General features: G+C 65.6%; 17 protein-coding genes. 9 read left to right on the forward strand and 8 right to left on the reverse strand.

Going from position 1 to position 22,517, the window contains the following annotated elements; all coding sequences use genetic code 11:
• Nucleotides 1-22: 22 nt before the first annotated feature.
• The 3 genes from IVB46_RS37265 to IVB46_RS37275 are packed head-to-tail and all read right to left on the reverse strand — an operon-like array spanning nt 23 to nt 3,776.
• Nucleotides 23-2,398, reverse strand: a complete 2,376-nt coding sequence (locus tag IVB46_RS37265; RefSeq protein WP_247303547.1) for a xanthine dehydrogenase family protein molybdopterin-binding subunit — start codon at nt 2,396-2,398, stop codon at nt 23-25.
• Nucleotides 2,395-2,919 carry a (2Fe-2S)-binding protein gene (locus IVB46_RS37270; protein WP_247303549.1) on the reverse strand — a complete coding sequence of 175 codons (525 nt, stop codon included), beginning with the start codon at nt 2,917-2,919 and terminating at the stop codon, nt 2,395-2,397. Before IVB46_RS37270 ends, IVB46_RS37265 begins: the two co-directional genes overlap by 4 nt.
• Complete coding sequence (locus IVB46_RS37275; RefSeq protein WP_247303551.1) at nt 2,916-3,776, reverse strand: xanthine dehydrogenase family protein subunit M; 861 nt, start codon at nt 3,774-3,776, stop codon at nt 2,916-2,918. Before IVB46_RS37275 ends, IVB46_RS37270 begins: the two co-directional genes overlap by 4 nt.
• A gap of 257 nt (nt 3,777-4,033) precedes the next feature.
• Here IVB46_RS37275 and IVB46_RS37280 point away from each other — a divergent pair, with 257 nt between their 5' ends.
• Nucleotides 4,034-4,654, forward strand: coding sequence for a TetR/AcrR family transcriptional regulator (locus tag IVB46_RS37280; protein ID WP_028170512.1), 621 nt, complete (start codon nt 4,034-4,036; stop codon nt 4,652-4,654).
• Here IVB46_RS37280 and hutU read toward each other — a convergent pair whose 3' ends face one another.
• From hutU to hutI, 3 genes are read right to left on the reverse strand one after another with little or no spacing between them, the layout of a single operon-like run.
• Nucleotides 4,655-6,325: a urocanate hydratase gene (hutU, locus tag IVB46_RS37285; protein WP_247303553.1), complete on the reverse strand. Its 1,671-nt coding sequence runs from the start codon at nt 6,323-6,325 to the stop codon at nt 4,655-4,657. It lies immediately after the preceding gene.
• A 13-nt stretch (nt 6,326-6,338) separates the two neighbouring features.
• Nucleotides 6,339-7,898, reverse strand: coding sequence for a histidine ammonia-lyase (gene hutH, locus IVB46_RS37290; RefSeq protein WP_247303555.1), 1,560 nt, complete (start codon nt 7,896-7,898; stop codon nt 6,339-6,341).
• Nucleotides 7,895-9,109 carry an imidazolonepropionase gene (gene hutI, locus IVB46_RS37295; protein ID WP_247303558.1) on the reverse strand — a complete coding sequence of 405 codons (1,215 nt, stop codon included), beginning with the start codon at nt 9,107-9,109 and terminating at the stop codon, nt 7,895-7,897. The genes hutH and hutI overlap by 4 nt, the downstream gene beginning before the upstream one ends.
• 82 nt (nt 9,110-9,191) lie before the next feature.
• On the opposite strand from hutI, the gene IVB46_RS37300 reads away from it, so the two are divergent.
• From IVB46_RS37300 to IVB46_RS37330, 7 genes are all read left to right on the forward strand, one after another.
• Nucleotides 9,192-10,550, forward strand: a complete 1,359-nt coding sequence (locus IVB46_RS37300) for a formimidoylglutamate deiminase (RefSeq protein ID WP_247303560.1) — start codon at nt 9,192-9,194, stop codon at nt 10,548-10,550.
• Nucleotides 10,547-11,275, forward strand: a complete 729-nt coding sequence (gene hutC, locus IVB46_RS37305) for a histidine utilization repressor (protein WP_247303562.1) — start codon at nt 10,547-10,549, stop codon at nt 11,273-11,275. Before IVB46_RS37300 ends, hutC begins: the two co-directional genes overlap by 4 nt.
• A 105-nt stretch (nt 11,276-11,380) precedes the next feature.
• Nucleotides 11,381-12,325 (forward strand): ABC transporter substrate-binding protein, encoded by a 945-nt coding sequence (locus IVB46_RS37310; protein ID WP_166100596.1) that lies wholly within the window; start codon nt 11,381-11,383, stop codon nt 12,323-12,325.
• Between the two features lie 72 nt (nt 12,326-12,397).
• Nucleotides 12,398-13,171, forward strand: a complete 774-nt coding sequence (locus IVB46_RS37315) for an ABC transporter permease (protein WP_085405609.1) — start codon at nt 12,398-12,400, stop codon at nt 13,169-13,171.
• Complete coding sequence (locus IVB46_RS37320) at nt 13,168-13,953, forward strand: ABC transporter ATP-binding protein (protein WP_063981932.1); 786 nt, start codon at nt 13,168-13,170, stop codon at nt 13,951-13,953. Before IVB46_RS37315 ends, IVB46_RS37320 begins: the two co-directional genes overlap by 4 nt.
• Nucleotides 13,946-15,178 carry a Zn-dependent hydrolase gene (locus IVB46_RS37325; protein WP_247303564.1) on the forward strand — a complete coding sequence of 411 codons (1,233 nt, stop codon included), beginning with the start codon at nt 13,946-13,948 and terminating at the stop codon, nt 15,176-15,178. The genes IVB46_RS37320 and IVB46_RS37325 overlap by 8 nt, the downstream gene beginning before the upstream one ends.
• A 1,003-nt stretch (nt 15,179-16,181) precedes the next feature.
• Nucleotides 16,182-17,342: an MFS transporter gene (locus tag IVB46_RS37330; RefSeq protein WP_247344817.1), complete on the forward strand. Its 1,161-nt coding sequence runs from the start codon at nt 16,182-16,184 to the stop codon at nt 17,340-17,342.
• Nucleotides 17,343-17,348: 6 nt separating this feature from the next.
• On the opposite strand, the gene IVB46_RS37335 is transcribed toward IVB46_RS37330, so the two are convergent.
• Nucleotides 17,349-18,338, reverse strand: coding sequence for a tripartite tricarboxylate transporter substrate binding protein (locus IVB46_RS37335; RefSeq protein WP_166100599.1), 990 nt, complete (start codon nt 18,336-18,338; stop codon nt 17,349-17,351).
• 298 nt (nt 18,339-18,636) lie between these two features.
• On the opposite strand from IVB46_RS37335, the gene IVB46_RS37340 reads away from it, so the two are divergent.
• The gene (locus IVB46_RS37340) at nt 18,637-21,477 is read left to right on the forward strand and encodes a winged helix-turn-helix domain-containing protein (RefSeq protein ID WP_247303566.1); all 2,841 of its coding nucleotides are present in this window, start codon (nt 18,637-18,639) and stop codon (nt 21,475-21,477) included.
• 45 nt (nt 21,478-21,522) lie between these two features.
• Here the strand turns inward: IVB46_RS37340 and IVB46_RS37345 are convergent, their stop codons facing one another.
• Nucleotides 21,523-22,461 (reverse strand): aldo/keto reductase, encoded by a 939-nt coding sequence (locus IVB46_RS37345; protein ID WP_247303568.1) that lies wholly within the window; start codon nt 22,459-22,461, stop codon nt 21,523-21,525.
• Nucleotides 22,462-22,517 lie beyond the last annotated feature (56 nt).

Genomic DNA, 22,517 nt, shown 5'->3' on the forward strand with positions numbered 1-22,517 from the left:
GATTTCCTCCAACTGTCTTTTTTTAGAAGCGTTTCAGGGCTTTCAGGACTTTTATGGGCGTGATCGGGATCGAATTGATCGTCGCGCCGAACGGCGTGAGCGCGTCGTTGACGGCGTTGAGAACGCAGGCGGATGCCGCCGCCGTGCCGGCCTCGCCAACCCCCTTGGCTCCGAGCACGGTGTCGGCGGTCGGCGTCTCGACATGGCCGATGACGATGTCTGGCATCTCCATCGGCATCGGCACGAGGTAGTCGGCGAGCGAGCCGTTCATGAGCTGGCCGGTCTCGCTGTAGCGGCATTCCTCGAACAGCGCCGCACCCAGCCCCTGCACGATGCCGCCGCGAAGCTGCTCGTCCACCAGCATCGGATTGATGACGCGGCCGCAATCCTCGACGATGAAGTGCTTCAGCACCTTGATGAAGCCGGTCTCGACATCGACCTCCAGCGAACAGCCCTGGATGCCGTTGGTGAAGGCAAAGGGATAGCCCTGTGGCGCGAAATGATGGCTGACGGTGAGCTGCGCCTGCGTACCGGGCGGCAAGGTGTCGGAGCGGAAATAGGCGATCCGCGCGATCTCGGAGATAGGCAACCGCTTGTTCCGGGTCACGGCGTCGACGACCTCGCCATCAATGATGTCGAGTGCCGAGGACTGCTCCTGGAGGATCAGCGCGGCAATCTCCAGAATATTGCGCTTGAGCACGCGCGTGGCCTGCAGCGCGGTCTCACCGCCGATGCCGGCGCCACGGCAGGCCCAGGTCGCGCCGCCATGCGGCGTCACCTCGGTATCTCCCGTGATGACCTTGACGTGTTCCTGCGCAAGGCCGAGCTGATCGGCCACGATCTGGCTGATGATCGCCTCGGTACCCTGCCCCTGCTCGGTGACCGAGATCAGGCAGCGGACCTCGCCCGACGGCGTCAGGCTGAGGATCGCGCCGTCCTGCGACGAGATGCGCGCGCCGCCGACGCCGTAGAAGGCCGGGCTGGGATTGGTGATCTCGACGAAGGCCGCAATGCCGATGCCGCGATAGATGCCGCGCTTGCGCAAATCGGCCTGCTCGGCGCGCAACGCCTCATAACCCATCATCTCGTGCAGGCGCTTCAGGCAGGCCTGATGCGACAGCGCCTCGAAGCGATAGCCGGTCGGCGAGGTCTGCGGATAGGCATCGTCAGCGATAACGTTCTGCGCGCGGATGACGAAGGGATCGAGGCCGACCTTGGCCGCCGCCATGTCCACCAGCCGCTCGGTGACGGCGCAGGCGATGGGATGGCCGACGGCGCGGTACTGGCTGGTCTGCACCTTGTTCTGGAAGATCACCTCCAGTGTGGCGCGATAGTTCTTGAAACGATAGGGCGCGCCGATCAGGCGGATCACCTGGTTGCCCTCGACCACGCTGGTGCGCGGATAGGTCGAGAACGCCCCGATCGCGGTCAGGTCCAGCACGTCCATCGCCAGAATCTCGCCCTTGGCATCGAGCGCCATGCGGGCGCGGACGCGATGGTCGCGGGCGTGGATGTCGGAGACGAAGGACTCGATGCGGTCGGCGACGTATTTGACGGGACGGCCGAGCAGGATCGACAGGCCGACCACCGCCATGTCCTCGTGATAGACATGCAGCTTCATCCCGAAGGAGCCGCCGATGTCGGTCGCGATCACGCGAACGCGGGCCTCGGGGATACCGTAGTGGCGCGAATAGAGATCCTGGAACTGGTAGGGCGTTTGCGTCGCGTGATGCACGGTCAGCGCACCGGCGGCGGGATCGTAGTCGGCGACGATGGCGCGAGGCTCCAGCGTCACCGCAGTGTGGCGGCCGAAGGAGAACTCTTCTTCCACCACGTGCGCGGCCTGTGCAAATGCGTCATCGACCGTGCCGTTGTCGAGCTGGCTGCGGAAGCAGGTGTTATTTGCGGTGCCCGGATTGATCAGCGGTCCACCGGCCTCTCGCGCGCTGTCGATATCGACCACGACGGGAAGATCCTCATAGTCGATCTCGATCAGCTCCAGCGCATCTTCCGCGATTGCCCGGCTCTCGGCGACGACGGCCACCACAGCCTGCCCGGCCCAGACCACGCGGTCGAGCGGCAATGGCAATTGCGGAGCCGACGTCATGCCCTTGAAGTGATCGAGCGTGCCGGTCCAGGGCGTGCAGATCTTTGCGAGGTCCTCGCCGGTGGCAATGAGATGCACGCCTTCGAGTGCGCGTGCCTGCTCGGTATTGATGGCGACGATCTTCGCGTGCGCATGCGGACTGCGCAGGAAGGCGGCATGGAGCATACGCGGCAAGCGAAGGTCGCTGATATAGCGTCCGCGCCCGGCAAGCAGCCGCTTGGCGTTCGGGCGCGGCACGGAGCGGCCGATATAGGAATTCGGGCGGTCGAGCGAGGTCAGCGGCGCGCTCATGTCGCGCCTCCGCTTTCTTTGCGCGCTTTGGCCACCGCGTCGATGGCGTCCACGATCGCCTCATAGCCGGTGCAGCGGCAGTAATTACCAGACAGCGCGTCGCGGATTTCGTCGCGGCTGGGCCGCGCGATCTGCGAGAGCAACTCGTGCGCATTGACCAGCATACCCGGCGTGCAGAAGCCGCATTGCAGCGCGTTGCGGCGATGGAATTCGGCCTGGAGATCGGCAATCACGCCGCTCTCGGTAAGACCTTCGATGGTATTGATCTTGGCACCATCGGCCTGCACTGCAAAAATAAGGCAGGAGTGCACAGCGCGGCCGTCGAGCTGCACCAGGCAGGCGCCGCAGGCCCCCATCTCGCAGCCCGCATGCGTGCCGGTCAGTTCGAGCGCGTTGCGCAGGCAATCGACCAGCGTCTCGCGCGGCGCCACCTCGCAGGCGACCTTGCGGCGATTGACGACGAAGCGGACCCGCACGGTCTCGTCGGGGTCGTCCAAAAGGGTTTCGTCAAAACCGCTCATGCGCCCTCACCCAGACGTCCGAGCAGGCGGCCGAGCAACACGCGGGCGAGATGCAGCCGCATCGCCGGCGGCACCTCGTCGCTGTCGGGCGGGGCGAGATCGCTTTCGAGCGCCGCTTGCGCGGCGGCGATACGTTCAGGATCCAGGTTCGAGCCGATCAGGGTTGCCTCAGCGCCCTTCACCCGCGTCGGTGTATTGCCGACCGAGAAGAAGGAAATGCGGATGTCGTCGATGCGTTCGGCTGTGAAAGTCGCAAGCATGCCGCACCCGACCAGAGCATAGTCCCCGCGCCGGCGCGCCAGCTCGTCGAACGCAAAACGCTGATCGGCCTTGAACAGCGGAACGTAGATCGCGGTGATCAGCTCACCGGGCTGCAGTGCGGTCTCGAACAGCTCGACGAAGAAGTCGTCCGCTTTCACACGCCGGCTGCCGGAAGGGCCGGCGATCTCGATCTCGGCATCGAGCGCCAGGGTCATCGCCGGAAATTCGGAGGCAGGATCGGCGAGCGCGACGCTGCCGCCAATGGTGCCGCGGTTGCGGATCGCGGGATGGGCGACAAAAGGCGCAGCAGCATGCAGCAGCGGCGCGAACTCGGCGATTAGCGGCTCGCTCAGCATCTCGCAATGGCGCGTCAGCGCGCCGATGCGCAAGTAACCGCCTTCGCGCCGGACGCCGCGCAGCTCTTCGATGTGGGTGATATCGATCAGCAACCGCGGCGCCTGCAGACGCAGCGACAACGCCGGCACGAGGCTCTGGCCCCCGGCAATGAAGCGCGCGTCATCGCCGGCGCGGGCATGAGCATCCAGCGCCTGGTCGATCGTCGCAGCACGAAAATAGCTGAAAGCCCTCGCCTTCACCGCCGTTTCCTCGAGATCCGTCGGCTCATCAGCCGGGATGCCAGATTTGTAACCATCTGGTCTCAAAATCCTGACATGCCGCCGGAAGGCGGTCAACAGGAAATGACCATTTGGTCACAAATGCACCTTTAGGCTAAGAAGGCAGCCTGAGATTGCTAAACAGCGACGAAATGGCCCGAAAAGCGCAGAAACCAGCGAAGCGACCGGTCCGGAAGCGGACGGACACAGGCAGCAAGTCCGCGCCAAAGCGCCGCAACATGCGTGCGGCCGACCGCGAGCGTGCGATCGTGGACGAGGCGATCCGCTTCTTCGCCGAGCATGGCTTCGAGGGCCAGACCCGCGAACTCGCCAAACGCATGGGCATCACGCATTCGGCGATCTATCGCCACTTCCCGAGCAAGGAGGCGCTGATCGAACGGGTCTACCAGGAGGTCTATCTCAGCCGCTGGTCGCCCGATTGGGGGCCGATGATCCGCGACCGAACCTTGCCGCTCGAGGCGCGGCTGACGCGCTTCTATCTCGATTATGTCGAACGCGTGTTCGAGTACAATTGGGTCCGGATCTTCGTCTTCTCCGGCATGAAGTCGTTCGGAATCACCGGCCGTTATCTCGACATTGTCCGCCGCGAGATCATCGAGCCCGCGGCGGCCGAGCTGCGCCACGACCTGAAGCTGCCCGACGCGAAATCCCATCCGCTCAGCGAACGCGAGACCGAGCTGTTCTGGGGCCTGCACGGCCGCATCTTCTATCTCGCCATCCGCAAGTTCATCTACGAGACGCCGATCCCGCCCGATCTCGACGCGATCGTCCGCGACGCCGTCCAGACCTTCATGGACGGCGCGAAGATGACGATGCCGAAGCTGCTGGTGAGCGGCTAGTTACTTCGCAAGGCTTGGCAGATCGAGGCCCTTGTCACGGGCACAATCGATCGCAGTCTCATAGCCCGCATCGGCATGGCGCATGACGCCGCTGGCGGGATCGTTCCAGAGCACACGCTCAATGCGCTTCGCGGCTTCCGGCGTGCCGTCGGCGACGATCACCATGCCCGCATGCTGCGAGTAGCCGATGCCGACGCCGCCGCCATGATGCAGCGAGACCCAGGTCGCGCCGCTGGCGCAATTGAGCAGTGCGTTGAGCAGCGGCCAGTCGGACACAGCGTCCGATCCGTCCTTCATCGCCTCGGTCTCGCGGTTGGGGCTCGCCACCGAGCCGCTGTCGAGATGATCGCGGCCGATCACGATTGGCGCCTTCAGTTCGCCACGTGCCACCATCTCGTTGAAGGCAAGGCCCAGGCGATCTCGGTCGCCGAGGCCGACCCAGCAGATCCGCGCCGGCAGGCCCTGGAACTTGATCCGCTCCTTGGCCATATCGAGCCAGTTGTGCAGATGCTTGTCGTCAGGCATCAGCTCCTTGACCTTGGCGTCGGTCTTGAAGATGTCCTCGGGATCGCCCGACAGCGCAGCCCAGCGGAACGGCCCGACGCCTCGGCAGAACAAGGGACGGATATAGGCGGGAACGAAGCCCGGAAAATCGAAGGCGTTCTTCAGGCCCATGTCCTGCGCCATCTGGCGAATGTTGTTGCCGTAGTCGAGCGTCGGAATGCCCTGCGCATGGAAATCCAGCATGGCCTGGACATGCTCGACCATCGACGTTTTTGAGGCGCGCTCCACCGCCTTCGGATCGGAGGCGCGCTTGGTTTCCCAATCGGCGAGCGTCCAGCCCTTTGGCAAGTAGCCGTTGATCGGATCATGCGCGCTGGTCTGGTCGGTGACGATGTCAGGCTTGACGCCGCGGCGTACCAGCTCCGGAAAGATCTCCGCGGCGTTGCCAAGCAGGCCAACCGAGACCGCCTTCTTCGTCTTCGCGGCATCTTCCATGATCGCCAGCGCCTCGTCGAGCGTTGTAGCCTGTCGATCGAGATAGCCGGTACGCAGTCGCATCTCGATGCGGCTCGGCTGGCATTCGACCGCGAGCATCGAGGCGCCCGCCATGGTCGCGGCCAGCGGTTGCGCGCCGCCCATGCCGCCGAGACCGGCGGTGAGAATCCATCTTCCCGCGAGGCTGCCGCCATAGTGGCGCCGGCCGACCTCGACGAAGGTCTCGTAGGTGCCCTGCACGATGCCCTGGCTGCCGATATAGATCCAGGAGCCCGCCGTCATCTGGCCGTACATCATCAGGCCCTTGCGATCGAGCTCGTTGAAATGGTCGAGCGTCGCCCAATGCGGCACAATGTTGGAGTTCGCGATCAGGACACGCGGAGCGTCGGCATGGGTGCGGAACACGCCGACCGGCTTGCCGGACTGGATCAGCAGCGTCTCGTCATTCTCGAGCTTGCGCAAGGCCGCCGTGATGCGGTCAAAGCTCTCCCAGTCGCGCGCGGCGCGGCCAATGCCGCCGTAGACGACGAGCTCGCTCGGACGCTCCGCGACATCAGGATCGAGATTGTTCATCAGCATGCGCAGGGGCGCTTCCGTCAGCCAGCTCTTGGCGCTGATGTCGCTGCCGCGGGGGGCGCGGATGGTGCGGTCATTGTCCAGTCGGCGGTTCATGCGGAGCACCTCTTTAGTCAAGTCTCGGGAACGGATCGGTTGGAAGCGCCGCGATCGCCACGGCCGGTAGCGCATCGGCTTCGATCAGCGCAGCCGCCCTGGCGAGATCGCCGGCCATGTAGCGGTCGGCGGCGAGCGCGGGCACATGCTCGCGAAGCGCAGCGATGACGGCAACGAGTGGGGCGCTGGTCGCATGCGGCGCGCGCAGCGTGATTCCCTGCGCGGCAACCAGAAGTTCGATGCCGAGGATGGCGGCGAGATTGTCGGCCATATCCGAGAGGCGACGCGCGGCGTGCGCGGCCATCGAAACATGGTCTTCCTGGTTGGCGCTGGTCGGAGTCGAGTCGATCGAGCAGGCAGCCGCACGCTGCTTGTTCTCGGCGTAGAGCGCGGCGGCCGTGACCTCGGCGATCATGAAGCCGGAATTGATGCCGGGGTCGGGCGTCAGAAACGGCGGCAGACCGAAATTGAGCGCGGGATCGACCAGCGTCGCGATCCGCCGCTCGCTGATCGCACCGATTTCCGACAGCGCCAGCGCGATCGTATCGGCGGCAAAGGCGACCGGCTCGGCGTGGAAATTGCCACCGGAAACGATCTCGCCGGTCTCGACCAGGACGAGCGGATTGTCGGTGACGGCGTTGGCTTCGACGATCAGCGTGCGCGCGGCCTGCGTGATCAGGTCGAGCGCAGCGCCCGCGACCTGCGGCTGGCACCGCAGGCAATAGGGATCCTGCACGCGCTCGTCACCTTCGAGATGCGACAACCTGATATCGCTGCCGTCGAGCAACGCGGTCAACGTCGCGCCGGCAGCGATCTGCCCTGCGTGACCGCGCAACGCCTGAATCTCGGGACGGAACGGCGCCGTCGAGGCCATTGCCGCATCGACCGACAGCGCGCCGGTCACGAGCGCGGCGCGAGCCAGGCGAAACGCGCGCAGCACGCCGGAGATAGCGTAGGCGGTCGAGAACTGCGTCCCGTTGATCAGCGCGAGCCCCTCCTTGGGGCCCAGCGTCAGCGGCACAAGTCCCGCGACGGCGAGTGCCTCACGGCCGGAGACAGTCTTGCCATCGACGATCGCCTGCCCCTCGCCGATCATCACCGCCGTCATGTGCGCGAGCGGCGCAAGATCGCCGGAGGCGCCGACCGAGCCTTGCTGCGGCACCAGCGGATAGACGTCCTGCGCCAGCATGGCCTGCAACTGCTCGATCACCTCGCGGCGCACGCCGGAGGCACCACGCCCAAGCGAAACGATCTTCAGCGCCATCATCAGCCGTACGATCGGCTCCGGCGTGGCCGGGCCGACGCCGCAGCAATGCGAGACGATGAGATTGCGCTGGAGCAGCGCGGTCTGGTCGGGCGGAATGCGCTTCGAGGCCAGTTTTCCAAACCCGGTGTTGATGCCGTAGACCGGCGCGGCGCCGTGTGCTGCCTTTGCGACGATCTCCGCGGCCGCCTCGACGCGCGGCCAGAATGACGGATCGAGCACGACAGCGGCGCCTTTGAGCACGCGCGCGAGATCGTCGAGGCTGACCGTTCCCGGCTTGACGACGATCGCTGCGCCCTGTTCCGTCACTGTCCCCTCCACACCCGGCGATGCAGCGGATTGAAGCCGATGCGGTAGACGAGCTCTGCAGGCCGCTCGATGTCCCAGATCGCGAGATCGCACCACTTCCCAGCTTCCAGCGTGCCGGTTTCATTGAGCACGCCGAGCGCACGCGCGCCTTCGCGGGTAACACCAGCGAGGCATTCAGCCACCGTCATCCGGAACAGCGTCGCGCCCATGTTCATCGTGAGCAGGAGCGATGTCAGCGGCGAGCTCCCGGGATTGCAGTCGGTCGCGAGCGCAATGTGGACGCCGTGCTTGCGGAACGCCTCGACCGGCGGCTTTTGCGTCTCGCGAATGAAATAGAAGGCGCCGGGCAGCAGCACGGCGACCGTTCCGGCCTTCGCCATCGCGGCAGCGCCGGCCTCGTCGGTGTGCTCGAGATGATCGGCGGAGAGCGCCGAGAATTTTGCGGCGAGCGCAGCGCCGCCGAGATTCGACAGCTGGTCGGCATGGAGCTTGACCGGCAGCCCAAGCGCCCTCGCCGTCTCGAACACCCGCGCGGTCTGCTCGGCCGAAAACGCGATACCTTCCATGAAGGCGTCGACGGCATCGGCAAGACCGGCCTTTGCGACGGCCGGCAGCACCTCGTGACACACGAGATCGATGTAGCGATCCTTGTCACCGCCGGCCTCCACAGGCAGCGCATGCGCCCCGAGAAAGGAGGTGCGGATCGCAACCGGCCGCTGACGGCCGAGGATGCGGGCCGCTGAGAGCTGCCGCATCTCGGTCTCGACATCGAGGCCGTAACCGGACTTGATCTCGATGGTGGTGACGCCCTCGCCGATCAGCGCATCGAGTCGCGACAGCGCGCTGGCAACGAGCTCGGCCTCGCTCGCCTCGCGTGTCGCGGCGACTGTCGAGACAATGCCGCCACCGGCGCGCGCGATTTCCTCGTAGCTTGCGCCCTTCAGGCGCAGCTCGAATTCGTGCGCGCGGTTGCCGCCGTAGACGAGATGGGTATGGCAATCGACGAGGCCGGGCGTGATCCAACGCCCCTCGCAATCGATCCGCTTGATCGCGTCCGCATCACCAGGAAAATCCGCCGCCGCGCCCGCATAGACGATATGGCCGCCGCGCGTGGCGATCACGCCATGCTCGATCTCGCCGAGATCGGAACGGTCGGCCCGCATCGTGGCGAGCCGGGCGTTGTGCCAGATCCGGTCGAAGCGCTCTGCCATGCAATGGTCCCTTCGTGGGATGCTTGACTTATATGTCTAGACATATAATCGTGGGGCGGTTCTGTCCAGCCGGCGTGTAATCATGACCCGACTGCATTTCGCCTCCGCGCTCCTGCCTTCGGGCTGGGCCAATGACGTGCAGATGGTGATCACCGCCGGCGCGATCGCCGAGGTGACGCCCGGCGTGGCGCCGGCCGCCGGCGACGAGCGTCATGGAATTGCGCTTCCGGGGTTGGCGAGCCTGCACAGCCACGCATTCCAGCGCGGCATGGCGGGGCTGGCCGAACTGCGCGGCGATAGCACCGATACGTTCTGGACCTGGCGCGACACGATGTATCGCTTCGCGCTGGCGATGACGCCGGACGACGTCGCCGCCGTTGCGACGCTGCTGTATGTCGAGATGCTCGAACAGGGCTTTACCCGCGTCGGCGAATTCCACTACCTCCACCACGATCGCGACGGCTCTCCTTATGCCGACCTCGCGGAAATGGCGGCCCGCATTGCACAGGCCGCCGAAGCTTCCGGCATTGCGCTGACGCTGCTGCCGAGTTTTTATGCGCATGGCTCCTTCGGCGGCGCCGCACCGCATGCCGGACAACGCCGCTTCATCTGCTCGGTCGATCAGTTCGCCGCGCTGATGGCAGCGTCACGCAAGGCGATCGCAAGCTTACCGGGCGCCAATATCGGCATCGCGCCGCACAGCCTGCGTGCGGTGACGCCGGACGAACTCGCGGCGATCATTCCGCTCGCCGATGGCGGGCCGGTGCATATCCATGCCGCCGAGCAGGTGAAGGAAGTCGACGATTGCCTGGCCTGGTCGGGACGACGGCCGGTGCAATGGCTGCTGGAGCACGCGCCGGTCGATCAACGCTGGTGTCTCATCCACGCGACCCACACGACGGATGCGGAAGTGACCGCATTCGCCAGGACTGGCGCGGTGGCGGGTCTCTGCCCCATCACCGAGGCCAGTCTCGGCGACGGCATCTTTCCGGCGCGCGAATTCGTCGATGCCGGCGGTGCGTTCGGTGTGGGCACCGACTCCAACGTGCTGGTCGGCGCAGCCGACGAGCTGCGTCAGCTCGAATATGGCCAGCGTCTGAAGCATCGCGAGCGCAACGTGCTCTCCGGTGGTGCAGGCCGCTCGACGGGACGTACGCTGTTCGATCATACCCTCGCCGGCGGCGCGCGCGCGCTGGCACAGGCGACGGCTGGCCTCGGGCCCGGCGCACGCGCCGACATCGTCACGCTCGACACCGCACATCCCTCGCTCGCGGGACGTTTGCGCGACGCCGCCATCAACGGTTGGATTTTTGCCGGAGGGACAGGCGCGATCGATTGCGTCTGGGCTGGCGGCCACAAGGTTGTCGAAAGCGGACGTCACAGACTGCGACAGTCCGCGCGCGAGGGCTTCAACGCGGCAGTGCGGAGGCTCGTCGCATGAGCCTGGCCACCAATGCCGCCGACCAGCCGACGCTCTACAAGCGCATCCGCGCCGATATCGAGAAGCGCATCCTGACCGGCGAGTGGCCGCCCGGGCATCGCATCCCGTTCGAGCACGAACTGGTCGCACGTTACGGCTGCTCGCGCATGACGGTGAACAAGGCGCTGTCGGAGCTCGCGCAAGCAGATCTGATCGAACGGCGGCGGCGCGCCGGCTCCTTCGTACGCCGGCCGCAGCATCTGTCGGCGGTGCTGAAGATCGCAGATATTCGCGCCGAGATCACCGCGCTTGGCCGCGGCTACGGCTACGAGCTGATCGGGCGCAAGCTTCGCGCGGCGACCGCCGCCGACCGCGAGCGTCTTGGCGTCAAGAAGGCCGGAAAGGTGGTTGCGATCACCTGCCGGCACAGCGCCGACAAGGTGCCGTTTGCCGTCGAGGACCGACTGATCGATCTGTCCTCCGTACCGGATGCAGCGACCGCGGATTTCTCGCGCGAACCGCCCGGCTCGTGGCTGCTTCATCATGTCCCATGGACGGAAGCCGAGCATACGATCAGCGCCATCGTTGCGGACGACCGCACGGCGGCAGCGCTCGACATCGCCGTCGGCGCGCCTTGCCTCGTGATCGACCGCTATACCTGGCGCAGCGCGCGCACCATCACCGCAGTGCGCCTGCTCTATCCCGGTGACTCTCACCGCCTTGTCGCCCGATTCAAGGGAGGCTGAGAGAACGATGTCGGCACAAATCGTGCAACGCTTCGGGCAACGGTCCATCAGGACCGAATGATCAACAGGGACGTCAATCTATCGATCGGCAAGAGGACGACAATCATGCGTAGTTCGACAATTTTTGCGACAATCATTGCCCTCGCGGCCTCCACTCCCGTGCTCGCCGACGACGTCAAGGTCGGCATCGGCATCTCCGGATGGACCGGCTTCGCGCCGCTCACGCTGGCGAAGGAGGCTGGGATCTTCAAGAAGAACGGTCTTGACGTGACGATCAAAAAGATCCCGCAGAAGGACCGCCACCTCGCGATCGCCTCCGGCGACGTCCAGTGCGCGGCAACGACCGTTGAGACCTGGATCTCCTGGAACGCCAATGGCGTTGCGACCAAGCAGATCTTCCAGCTCGACAAGAGCTATGGCGCCGACGGCATGGCCGTGCGCAACGATCTCGCATCGATCAAGGACCTCAAGGGCAAGACCGTCGCGGCTTCCGCGCCCGGCACCTCGCCCTATTTCGCGCTGGCCTGGATGCTCAAGAAGAACGGACTCTCGGTGAAGGATGTCACCGTCGTGAACCTCGAGCCTGCTGCAGCCGCGCAGGCCTTCGTCTCCGGCCAGAACGACGCCGCAATGACCTATGAGCCCTATCTGTCGACGGTTCGCGCCGCGCCCGACAAGGGCAAGATCATTGCGACCACGCTCGACTATCCGATGGTCATGGACACCTTTGGCTGCACGCCGAAGTTCCTCACCGAGAACCCGAAGGCCGCCAAGGCGCTCGCCGACAGCTATTTCGAGGCGCTCGACATGATCGCCAAGGACCAGGCCAAGGCCTATGAGATCATGGGTGCCGATGTGAAGCAGACCGGCGAGGCGTTCGGCAACTCGGCAAAATATCTGCGCTGGCAGGACAAGGCCGCGAACCAGAAGTTCTTTGCCGGCGATTTCCTGACCTTCAACAAGGAGGCCGCCGACCTCCTGCTCGAGATCGGCATCATCAAGGCCGCGCCGAAGGTCGAGGACCTCTTCGACGCGAGCTACATCAAGTAAACCCTTCAGGAGCTGCCGGCCCCGTCTCGCGGCGGGGCCGGAAAACTCGTTCACCGCCCGGATAGATCGTTGATGCGTCCCCTGGATCCCGTGACATCGAAGCAGCGCGTGGCTTACGGCCTCGCGTTCTTCGTGCTGTTCGTCGCCCTCTGGTCGTGGGCAACGCTCGGCGGCCATGTGTCGAAGACCTTTCTCGCCAACCCGCTGACCATGATGCAGGAAGGCTATGACCTGCTCGCCAAGCAGGGCTTCCTGTTCGACATCGGCATGACGATCTGGCGCGTCGTCGGCGGCTTCGCGCTCGCTGCGATCATCGCGGTTCCGCTCGGCGTGCTGATGGGCGCCTACAAGCCGGTCGAAGCGTTCCTCGAACCGTTCGTCTCCTTTGCTCGCTATTTGCCTGCCTCGGCCTTTATCCCGCTGCTGATCCTGTGGGCCGGCATCGGCGAATTACAGAAGCTGCTCGTCATCTTCATCGGCGCGGTGTTCCAGATCATCCTGATGATCGCCGTCACCGTGGGCACCACGCGGCGCGATCTGGTCGAGGCGGCCTATACGCTCGGGGCCAGCGACCGCGGCATCATCCGCCGGGTGCTGCTGCCCTCCTCCGCACCCGAGATCGCGGAGATTCTGCGGCTGGTGCTGGGCTGGGCCTGGACCTATGTCATCGTCGCCGAGCTGATTGGCTCGTCCTCGGGCATCGGCCACATGATCACCGACAGCCAGGCGCTGCTCAACACCGGCCAGATCATCTTCGGCATCATCGTGATCGGAGTGATCGGTCTCCTCTCGGACTTCATGTTCAAGGCGTTCAACGCCTGGCTGTTTCCGTGGAGGCTCGCATGACCACGCTGAAGATCGAACAGGTCTCGCGAACCTTCCCCGCGCGCCACGGCAACGCGCCGACCAGGGCGCTGGAGCCGACCGATCTCACCATCGGCAACAACGATTTCGTCACCATCCTCGGCCCCTCCGGCTGCGGCAAGTCCACGCTGCTTCGCATCGTCGCCGGTCTCGACCGGCCGACCAGCGGGCGCGTCACGCTCGACGGGCGCGAGGTGACCGGCCCGGGCGCCGATCGCGGCATGGTGTTCCAGTCCTACACGCTGTTTCCCTGGCTGAGCGTGCGCGAGAACATCGCCTTCGGCCTGCGCGAGCGCGGCGTGCCCGAGGCGGAGCGCAACAAGATCGCCGATGCCTTCATCCGCCAGGTCGGGTTGTCCGGCTTCGAGAACCACTGGCCGAAGCAGCTCTCCGGCGGCATGCAGCAGCGCACCGCGATCGCCCGCGCGCTCGCCAACGATCCGAAGATTCTCTTGCTCGACGAGCCCTTCGGCGCGCTGGACAACCAGACCCGTGCCCTGATGCAGGAGATGCTGCTGGGCATCTGGGAGCGCGACCAGAAGACCGTGCTGTTCGTCACCCACGACATCGAGGAAGCTATCTTCCTCGGCAGCCGCGTCATCGTGATGAGCGCGCGCCCCGGCCGCATCAAGGCCGAGATCAATGTGGACCTGCCGCATCCGCGCTCCTACAAGATCAAGACCACGCCCGAATTCGTCCAGCTGAAGGAACGGCTGGTCGAGGAGATCCGCACCGAGGCGCTGAAGGTTGCCGAACATGCCTGACACCAAGCCGCGTGCCGATGGGCAACGCGTTCTCGCCGATCTCAATGCGCTCCGTGCCATCGGCGCCTACAAGACCGGCGTGCACAAGCCGACCTTCTCCGAGCCGCACAAGCAGTCGCTCGACTGGCTGGTGCAGAAGCTGCCCGACGCCGGCCTTACCGCCGCGATCGACGGCATCGGCAATGTGTTCGGCACCAGCACGAAGCCGGGGCCGAAGCTGCTGGCGGGATCGCATCTGGAAAGCCAGAACTACGCCGGCTGGCTGGATGGCCCGCTCGGCGTCATCTACGCGCTCGAAGCGGCCCGCGTGCTCAATGCCGACCCGTCCGTGAAGGGTGCGGTCGAAATTGCCGCCTGGTGCGACGAGGAAGGACACTTTGGGCACTTCCTCGGCTCGCGCTCCTATGTCGGACAGGTGACCGAGGCCGACATCGATGCCGCCCGCGACCGCACCAGCGGCCGCACCATGCGCGACGCACTCGCCGACATGGGGCTCTCGGGCCGCGCGCGCGTCGCCGCCGAGCCGGGACGCCACATCGGATATCTGGAGGCGCATATCGAGCAGGGCGACACGCTCGAAAGCGGCAAGCTCGCGATCGGCGTGGTGACCTCCATCGTCGGCATCTGGCAGTACCGGATCAATTTCGTCGGCGAGCAGAACCATGCCGGCACCACCCGCATGGCGGCGCGGAAAGATGCCGGCCTCGCGCTGGCCAAGTTCTGCGTCGCGATCGACGAGCGGTTCCCAGGCGCCTGTGGCACGCGCACGGTCTGGACCACCGGCCGCATCACGCTCGATCCCGGCGCGCCGAGCATCATTCCCGGCGGCGCCGAGATGCTGTTCCAGATCCGCGACGACAATCCGGCGGTCATCGCGCGGCTGGAGGAGCTGCTGCGCACCATGGCGGAAGAGGCCAACGCGAAGGGCCCTTGCACCGTCACCGTGGAGAAGATTCGCACCGGCGCGCCCGCGATGATGAACGCCGGCTTCCAGGACGCCATCGAAGCCGCGAGCAAGGCCATTGCCAGCGGACGATCCATTCGCATGCCCAGCGGCGCCGGCCACGATGCGCAGTTGCTTGCCACCGTCATGCCCGCGGGCATGCTGTTCGTGCCGTCGATCGGCGGCATCAGCCACCACTGGACCGAGAACACCGCCGACGCCGACATCGTCACGGGCGCGCAGGTCTTCGTCGACGCCTGCCGGCGGCTCCTCGGTGGTTAGAACGACGTGCCGCCGCATCTGAACTCCTGGACGATGTCGTACTTGCCCTTCGTGATCGGCACGGCATAGCCGAAGCGCAGCGTTCAACCACACCCGCCTCTGGAATGCTGGGTCGTCCGCCTTCGCGGGCGATGACAGCGCGTGTTGCAGACACACCTTCGCATCCTCGCAGCGCATTTCGCCCGAGCTTTGCTTGATCTCTCCACCCTCGAAGCCAAGAGGGCGCAGGGAAGGCCGGGTGCTGACCTCGCACCCGCGGTCCGCTGCGCGAAGATGTAGCGCAAGGAAACCGCACCGCAGCATACAGGTGGTGCCAATCACTCGGCCTTCCCTGCGCAGTGGTTGGACGGCTTATGCCGTGCTCTCCCGGGAGCCGAGTTCCTTCTGGCCTCCCTCGTCCTTGCGAAAGTCGCCGACACCGCGCCGGTTGACGCGACTGTCGCATCCGCAAAGGCTTGACCGTAGCAACGACGGCCAGGACCACACGGTTTTGCCGCACGCACGGCCCGCCATTTCGCCGCAGTTTTTCCAGCCCTGTCGACGGAGCCGGAAACTTGCAGACGAGACGAACCTGACAGCGCCGCTCATCCGGCACGAAGTTTTGGGCTCACGGAGAGCAATCCGCCCTGCCCTTGACCTCTCGCGCCCGACGCTGTCGCGTCCACCGCAAGCCCGGCTCGCGACAGTGACGACACAAGATCGCCCCTCTTGGTGAGCCAGGATGGACGACACATACGTCATTTCCGAATTTCGGTAAAGTGGAATATTCTTGCAGGCGCGGCTTGACACCGGCGCAACTCGGCATGACCCGGTGTTTTGCCCGACGGCCGGGCCCGGCGGCGCGCTCGCGAATATCGTCCCGAACGCGACACACTTCGGAACCCAGGTTGACGTCGCGCCGTTGTTGAGCACAGTCTGCGACAATTCGAGCATGCCTCGGACATAAAGGCGCGGCAATCTCAGGGCTTGTCGATCGCCCCGCCCCTGCTTCCCCGGAGTTCCCATGCATTCTGCCGACCGGCCGGCAACGCGCCTCGCGACGCGGCTCGCCTTTCTCGTCGCGGGCTTCGGCATCGCGTGCTGGGCGCCGCTGGTGCCGTTCGCAAAGACGCGGCTCGGCGTCGATGACGGCGTTCTTGGACTGCTCCTGCTCAGCCTCGGCATCGGCTCGGTCGTCGCGATGCTTCTGACCGGAGTCATGAGCGCGCGCTACGGCAGCAAGCCGATCATCATTGCGGGCGGGCTCGGTCTGGCGCTGGTGCTGCCCCTGCTGGCGATCGCGAGCTCGCCGGCAACGCTGGCGCTGGCCCTGTTCGCCTTCGGCGCCGCGCTCGGCTCCATCGACGTCGCCATGAACATCCACGCGGTCGAGGTGGAGCGCGACGCGGGCCGCCCGCTGATGTCCGGCTTCCACGCGCTGTTCAGCATCGGCGGCTTCGCGGGATCCGCCTTGATGACTGCGCTGCTCTCGTTGCAACTCGGCGCGCTCGCCTGCACGCTGATCTGCTCCGTGCTGATGCTGGTCGCGATGCTGGCGGCCTGGCCGCGCTTGCTTCGTTCGGTGCAGGTGCAGGACGGACCGCTCTTCGTGCTGCCGCATGGCTCCGTGCTCCTGCTGGCGCTGCTCGCCGCCATCACTTTCCTCGTCGAGGGCGCGATGCTCGATTGGGGCGCGCTGCTCGTCATCGGCGCCGGCCTCGTCTCGGAAGTGCAAGGCGGGATCGGCTACACCGTGTTCTCGATCGCGATGACCGCGGGGCGGCTCGGCGGCGACGCCGTCGTCGCACGCATCGGGGATCGCGCGACATTGTTCTGGGGCAGCATCATTGCGATCGCGGGCTTCGTAGTCCTGCTCAGGGCGCCCGTAGCGGCGGTCGCCATCGGCGGCTTCCTGCTGATCGGCCTCGGTGCATCGAACCTTGTGCCGGTGCTGTTCCGCCGGGCGGCCAGGCAGACCGTGATGCCCACGGGGCTCGCCGTCGCCGCCATCACGACCGCAGGCTACGCGGGCATCCTCATCGGTCCCGCCGGCGTCGGCTTCGTCGCACGGCTTGGCGGATTGCCGACAGCGTTCTGGCTGCTGGCCGCGCTGATGTGTCTCGTCGCGCTGTCGGCGCGCATGGTCACGGCGGAGGGCCGGCAGACGTCGCGCGTGGAGGCCTGAGCGGCCTCACAAATTGCTCAGCCCGATCGACTTGATCACGGGCGCCAGGCTTGCCGTCGTCGCGTCGATGATGCGCTGGAATTTGTCGGGACTCGAATCGATGTCGGGCTCGATGCCCTGGGCACGGTAGTTTGCCTGCATCGCCGGATCGGCCATCGCGACCAGCGTCGCCTGCGCGATCCGGTCGATGATCGCATCGTCGGTGTGCCTCGGTGCGAAGATGCCGAACCAGCCCTCATAGCGGAGATCCGGCATGCCGGATTCGACCGCGGTCGGAATCTCCGGCGCGCCGCTCAACCGCTTTTCGCTGGTGACCGCCAGCAGCCTGACCTTCCCGGCCTCGCCCAGTTGCTTCAACTGGTCGGACATGACGCCGATGACGAGCGATATCTGGCCACCGGCGAGGTCGTTGGTCGCCTGCGAAATGCCCCGATACGGCACGTGGACGATGTCCAGCGCGCCGGCCTGCTGCTTGAAGGATTCGCCGACCAGATGGTTGCCAGTGCCGATGCCTGGTGTCCCGTAGGACAGTTTTCCCGGATTGTCCCTAGCGTAGACGATCAGCTCACGCAGATCCGCGGCAGGCACCGACGGGTGGACCGCGAAAACCAGCGCGGTGCTGATCAAGCGATAGATGGCGCGAAAATCGTCGACCGAATAGCCGGGATTTTTCGAGGTCAGGGGAATGATGACCTGCGTGCTGCCGTTGCCGAGCAGCAACGAATAGCCGTCGGGCTCCTCGCGCGCGACCGTCGCAGCCCCGATCGCGCCGCCCGCACCACCGATATATTCCACGAAGGTCGGCCCAAGCAGCGATGACATCTTGTCCACCCAGGGACGTCCGATCTGGTCCCCCGCTCCGCCGGCTCCGTACGGAAGCACGAGGCGAATGGGACGAGACGGATAATCAGCGGTTTGTCCGCTGCGCGGGATGGCCGCCAGCGCCGCTGCGCCCGATAGCGCATGGACGAATCGTCGCCGCGAGAAGGAAGCCATGTTCGAATTCCGGAAGTCGGTGGTCACTGTCGAGGCGGGACCGGCTCCCGAACCATCCAGTCTCAGCAATCTGCTACCGCCGTCAATGCGCCATCCGGGTAAGAGCACCGGTGTCATTGCTTTGTCATGTCAACGTAACCCTTTACTTCTTAAGGGTTATTTCGGCAGACCGACCGATCGAAGCCATGCGCGCAGGGCTACCAGCTCTGCCCACTGCTTTCGGCCAGTTTACTGTACGCCTCGTTCTGATAGACCAAAAAGTAATACATTTTGACTCCCGTTGCGGGGGCAATGGCGCGTGCCAGATCGTACCGAAGACTCGGCCATTTCTTTTGGGCCATTTCGACTATTTCCGAAGTCGCGGCTCTTGGAGAAGGAGGGCTCGCCGCTTCACGTCGGCGGCCGCGCGCTCGATATTCTGATCTTCCTCGCCGAGCGCCCCGGCGAGGTCATCGACAAGAGAGAGCTGGTCAAGCGCATCTGGGCCGACGTCAATGTCGACGAGGGCAGCCTGCGCTTCCACGTCGCGGCACTGCGCAAGGCGCTGGGCGATACCGGCAAGTCGGCCCGTTATGTCGTCAATGTGCCCGGCCGCGGCTACTGCTTTGTCGCCTCGCTCGCTCACGCGGCCCTGCCGGCCGCTCAGCCCGCCGTGAATATCGCACCTCCCCGTTCCCTTCCCTCGCCGCTCTCGAAAATGGTCGGACGGGAGGAGATCGTCGAGAAGATATCGAACGGGCTTTCGCTGCATCGCTTCATGACGGTGGTCGGCCCCGGCGGCATCGGCAAGACCGCCGTCGCCGTCACCGTCGGGCATCGCAGATCGGCGGATTTCGGCGGGCGCGTATTCTTCGTCGACTTCGGTCCACTGAGGGATGCCAGCCACATCGCGACCACCATCGCCTCCGCACTGGGACTGACCATCAGCGCGGAGGATCCGACGCCGGCCCTGCTGACATTTCTGAAGACCGGCCCAGCCCTGCTGATCTTCGACAGCTGCGAGCATGTGCTGGATGCGTTGGCACCGCTCGTCGAGCGCATCGTTCGCGACGCACCGCAGCTTCGCGTTCTCGCTACCAGCCGCGAGTCGTTCCGGAGCGACGGCGAAAGGATTTTCCGCCTGTTCCCGCTGGATTGCCCGCCGGAGCGCGAGGACCTGGGTGTCGCCGAGGTCCTCGCTTACCCCGCGGCCCAGCTCTTCGTGGAGCGCATTGCGCAGAGCTCGGGTCCGTTCCAGCTCAGTGCGGAAGAAGCGCCGCTCGTCGCGAGCATTTGCCGGCGCCTCGACGGCATTGCGCTCGCAATCGAGCTCGCGGCCGGCCGTGTCAATGCGTACGGCATCGCCGGCACGGCGTCGCTGCTCGACAGCCGCTTCTCGTTGCAGTGGCGGGGTCGGCGCACCGCCGTGCCACGACACCAGACGCTCGCGGCGGCGCTCGACTGGAGCTACGATCTGCTACCTCCCGCCGAGAGTGCCACGCTGCGACGCCTGTCGGTCTTTGCCGGGCCCTTCGCGCCGGAGGCGGCTGCCGCGGTGGCTGCCGGCGACGGCCTCGGCACGTCCGAAACGCTGGAGGCGATCGACAGCCTCGTCACCAAATCGCTGATCTCGCCATCCGGCTCGCGAACGCTGCGCTACCGCCTGCTCGACACCACGCGCACCTATGCGCATGGAAAGCTGAACGAGCTCGGCGAGACCAGTCAGTTCGCGCGCCGTCATGGAGAGCATTTTCGCGACTTCTTCGAGCGCGCGGAGGCCGATACATCGACGCCGCTGCCGGAATGGCTGAGCATCTATGGCGCGGAGCTGGACAATGTGCGCGCCGCATTGAACTGGGCCTTCGGGCCCGACGGTGACGCTGCACTCGGGATCGCGCTGACGGCGGCTGCCGTCACGCTGTGGGTCCGCCTGTCCCTGTTCGCCGAATGCCGCGAGCGCGCCAAGACGGCGCTCACCGCGCTCGGCGACAGCGGCGGCGACGATCGCATTCGCATGCAACTCCTGTCGGCGCTCGGCTGGTCGCTGATGTATGGCGAGGGCCGCGCCCGCGAGGCGCGTCCGATCCTCGAGACGACCCTGGAGCTGGCTGACAGGCTCGACGACAAGGACTTCCGGCTGCGCGCGCTCTGGGGCTTGTGCATCGACCAGTTCAACAACGGACAGTTCGGCAAGGCCCGTGCGCTCGCCGACCGGTTTGCGAATGCAGCGGCGAACTCGTCGGACAGGACCGACCTCATGCTGGGCGACCGGCTGATGGCGGTGGCGCTGCATTATCTCGGCGATCAGAACGACGCACGGCTCCGCATCGAGCGCGTGAACGCGTCGCTGCACGTGCTGGCGGAGAAGCCGAAGATCTTCCCGCTCGACCTCAGGATATCGACGCAATATTTCCGGGCCCGCATCCTGTGGCTTCAGGGCCTCGCCGATCAGGCCCAGGCGCTCGCCGCCCGAAACATCGAGGAAGGTCGCGCCAACGGCCACGCGCTGACTTTCTGTAGCGTGCTGGGGCAAGCCGCCTGCCCGATCGCCTTCTGGTCCGGCGATTTCGAGGCCGCGGAGCGCCACGGCGCCGAGCTGCTCGAACACACCGAGCGCCACGCCATTCGGCTGTGGGGCCTGTGGGCACGGGCCTTCAACGCGGCGGTCGTCGTAAGGCGTGGCGACGTCGCAACCGGCCTGCCGCTGCTGCGCGAAGAGCTCAATCGCGCCGGCGATGCGCGTTTCCTGCCGCGCTTTCTTCCTCTGCTCGGCGAACTCGCCGCATGTTCCGGCGAGGCCCACCAGGTCGACCGTGGCCTCGACGTGATCGAGGACGTCCTGACGCGCTGCAACGACCGGCAGGAGCTGTGGTATCTGCCGGAACTGATGCGCATCAAGGGCGAGTTGTTGCTCAAGAGCCCGCGGCATGCGGGGGACGCCGAGGCGCGCTTTCGCGAGGCCATGGAGATTGCCAACCAGCAGGGCGCGCGATTCTGGGAGCTGCGCGGTGCGATCAGCCTCGCGCGGTTCATGATCGGAGCCGGCCAGAGTGCTGAGGCCCTGGCAATTCTCGAACGTGCATGCGGGGCGTTCAGCGAGGGCGCCGGCATCGCCGATATCCGCAGCGCACGCGATTTGATCGCGCAACTCCGGACTTGACGAGGCCGGCCGAAGGCCTTCGGCCTTCGTACCACACCGCTCGCTTCATCCTGCCCGCGGAATAAATCCGGGCACGCCGGTCTCTACCACGGTGTTGAACCGGACATTCGTCGTGATGTGGTCCCGCATCTCCCGCATGGCGTCTTCAGGCAGCGTCGAAATATCGAAGTTCTCCTCGATACGCCGAGGATTGGTCGAGGTCGTCAGGAAAGCCGTGCCGCGCTGGACGGCCCAGGCCAGGGCGACTTGAGCCGGCGTCTTGTGCAGGCGCTCCGCGATGGCGGTGATCACGGGGTCAGCGAGGAGGTTCGGCTTCATGGCGTGTCCCAGCGCGGCAAACGCCTGCAGGACAATTCCATGCTCGCGACAGAAGTCGAGCAGCTCCCATTCGGGCAGGTACGGATGCGATTCGACCTGCACCATGGCAGGCCTGATCCGCGCGACCTCGACGATCTCGCGCAGCTTCTCCAAGGTGATGTCCGATAGCCCGATCGACTTGCAGTGCCCCTCTTCGACGAGGCGCTCCAGCGCCCCCCATGTCTCCGCCAACGTCACGCCTGAATCGTAGATCACATGGCCACTCTCGTCCCTCGGGTCCTGCTCGTCGCCGGGTTGAAAGGCGAAGGGGGTATGGATGATGTAGCAATCGATCTCGTCGAGTTGCAGCCGCCGGCGACTGGCGTCGAAGGCAGGCCTGACCCGCTCCGGCCGATGATTGGTATTCCATAGCTTCGTCGTAACGAACAGGTCCTGGCGCCGAAGCGTGCCCGCCTTGAACGCATCCTGCATCGCCTCGCCGACGGCCGCTTCGTTGCGATAGCGCTCGGCACAATCGAGATGTCGAAATCCGGCCTCCAATGCAGCCCTGGTGGCCTGCCTCGTCACGAGCGGATCGGGAATGAGCGTGCCAAATCCGACTGCGGGAATCGTCACGGACTCATGCGTGGGAATTCTCGTGTAACGAAGTGAATCGGAGGTCGTCATGGTGATACTCCTTGTTGACTGCTAGCCGCGCGATGCGGACGAAGCGATCGAGGTTG

The sequence above is a fragment of the Bradyrhizobium sp. 61 genome (assembly GCF_023073075.1).
Classification (GTDB): Bacteria; Pseudomonadota; Alphaproteobacteria; order Rhizobiales; family Xanthobacteraceae; genus Bradyrhizobium; species Bradyrhizobium barranii.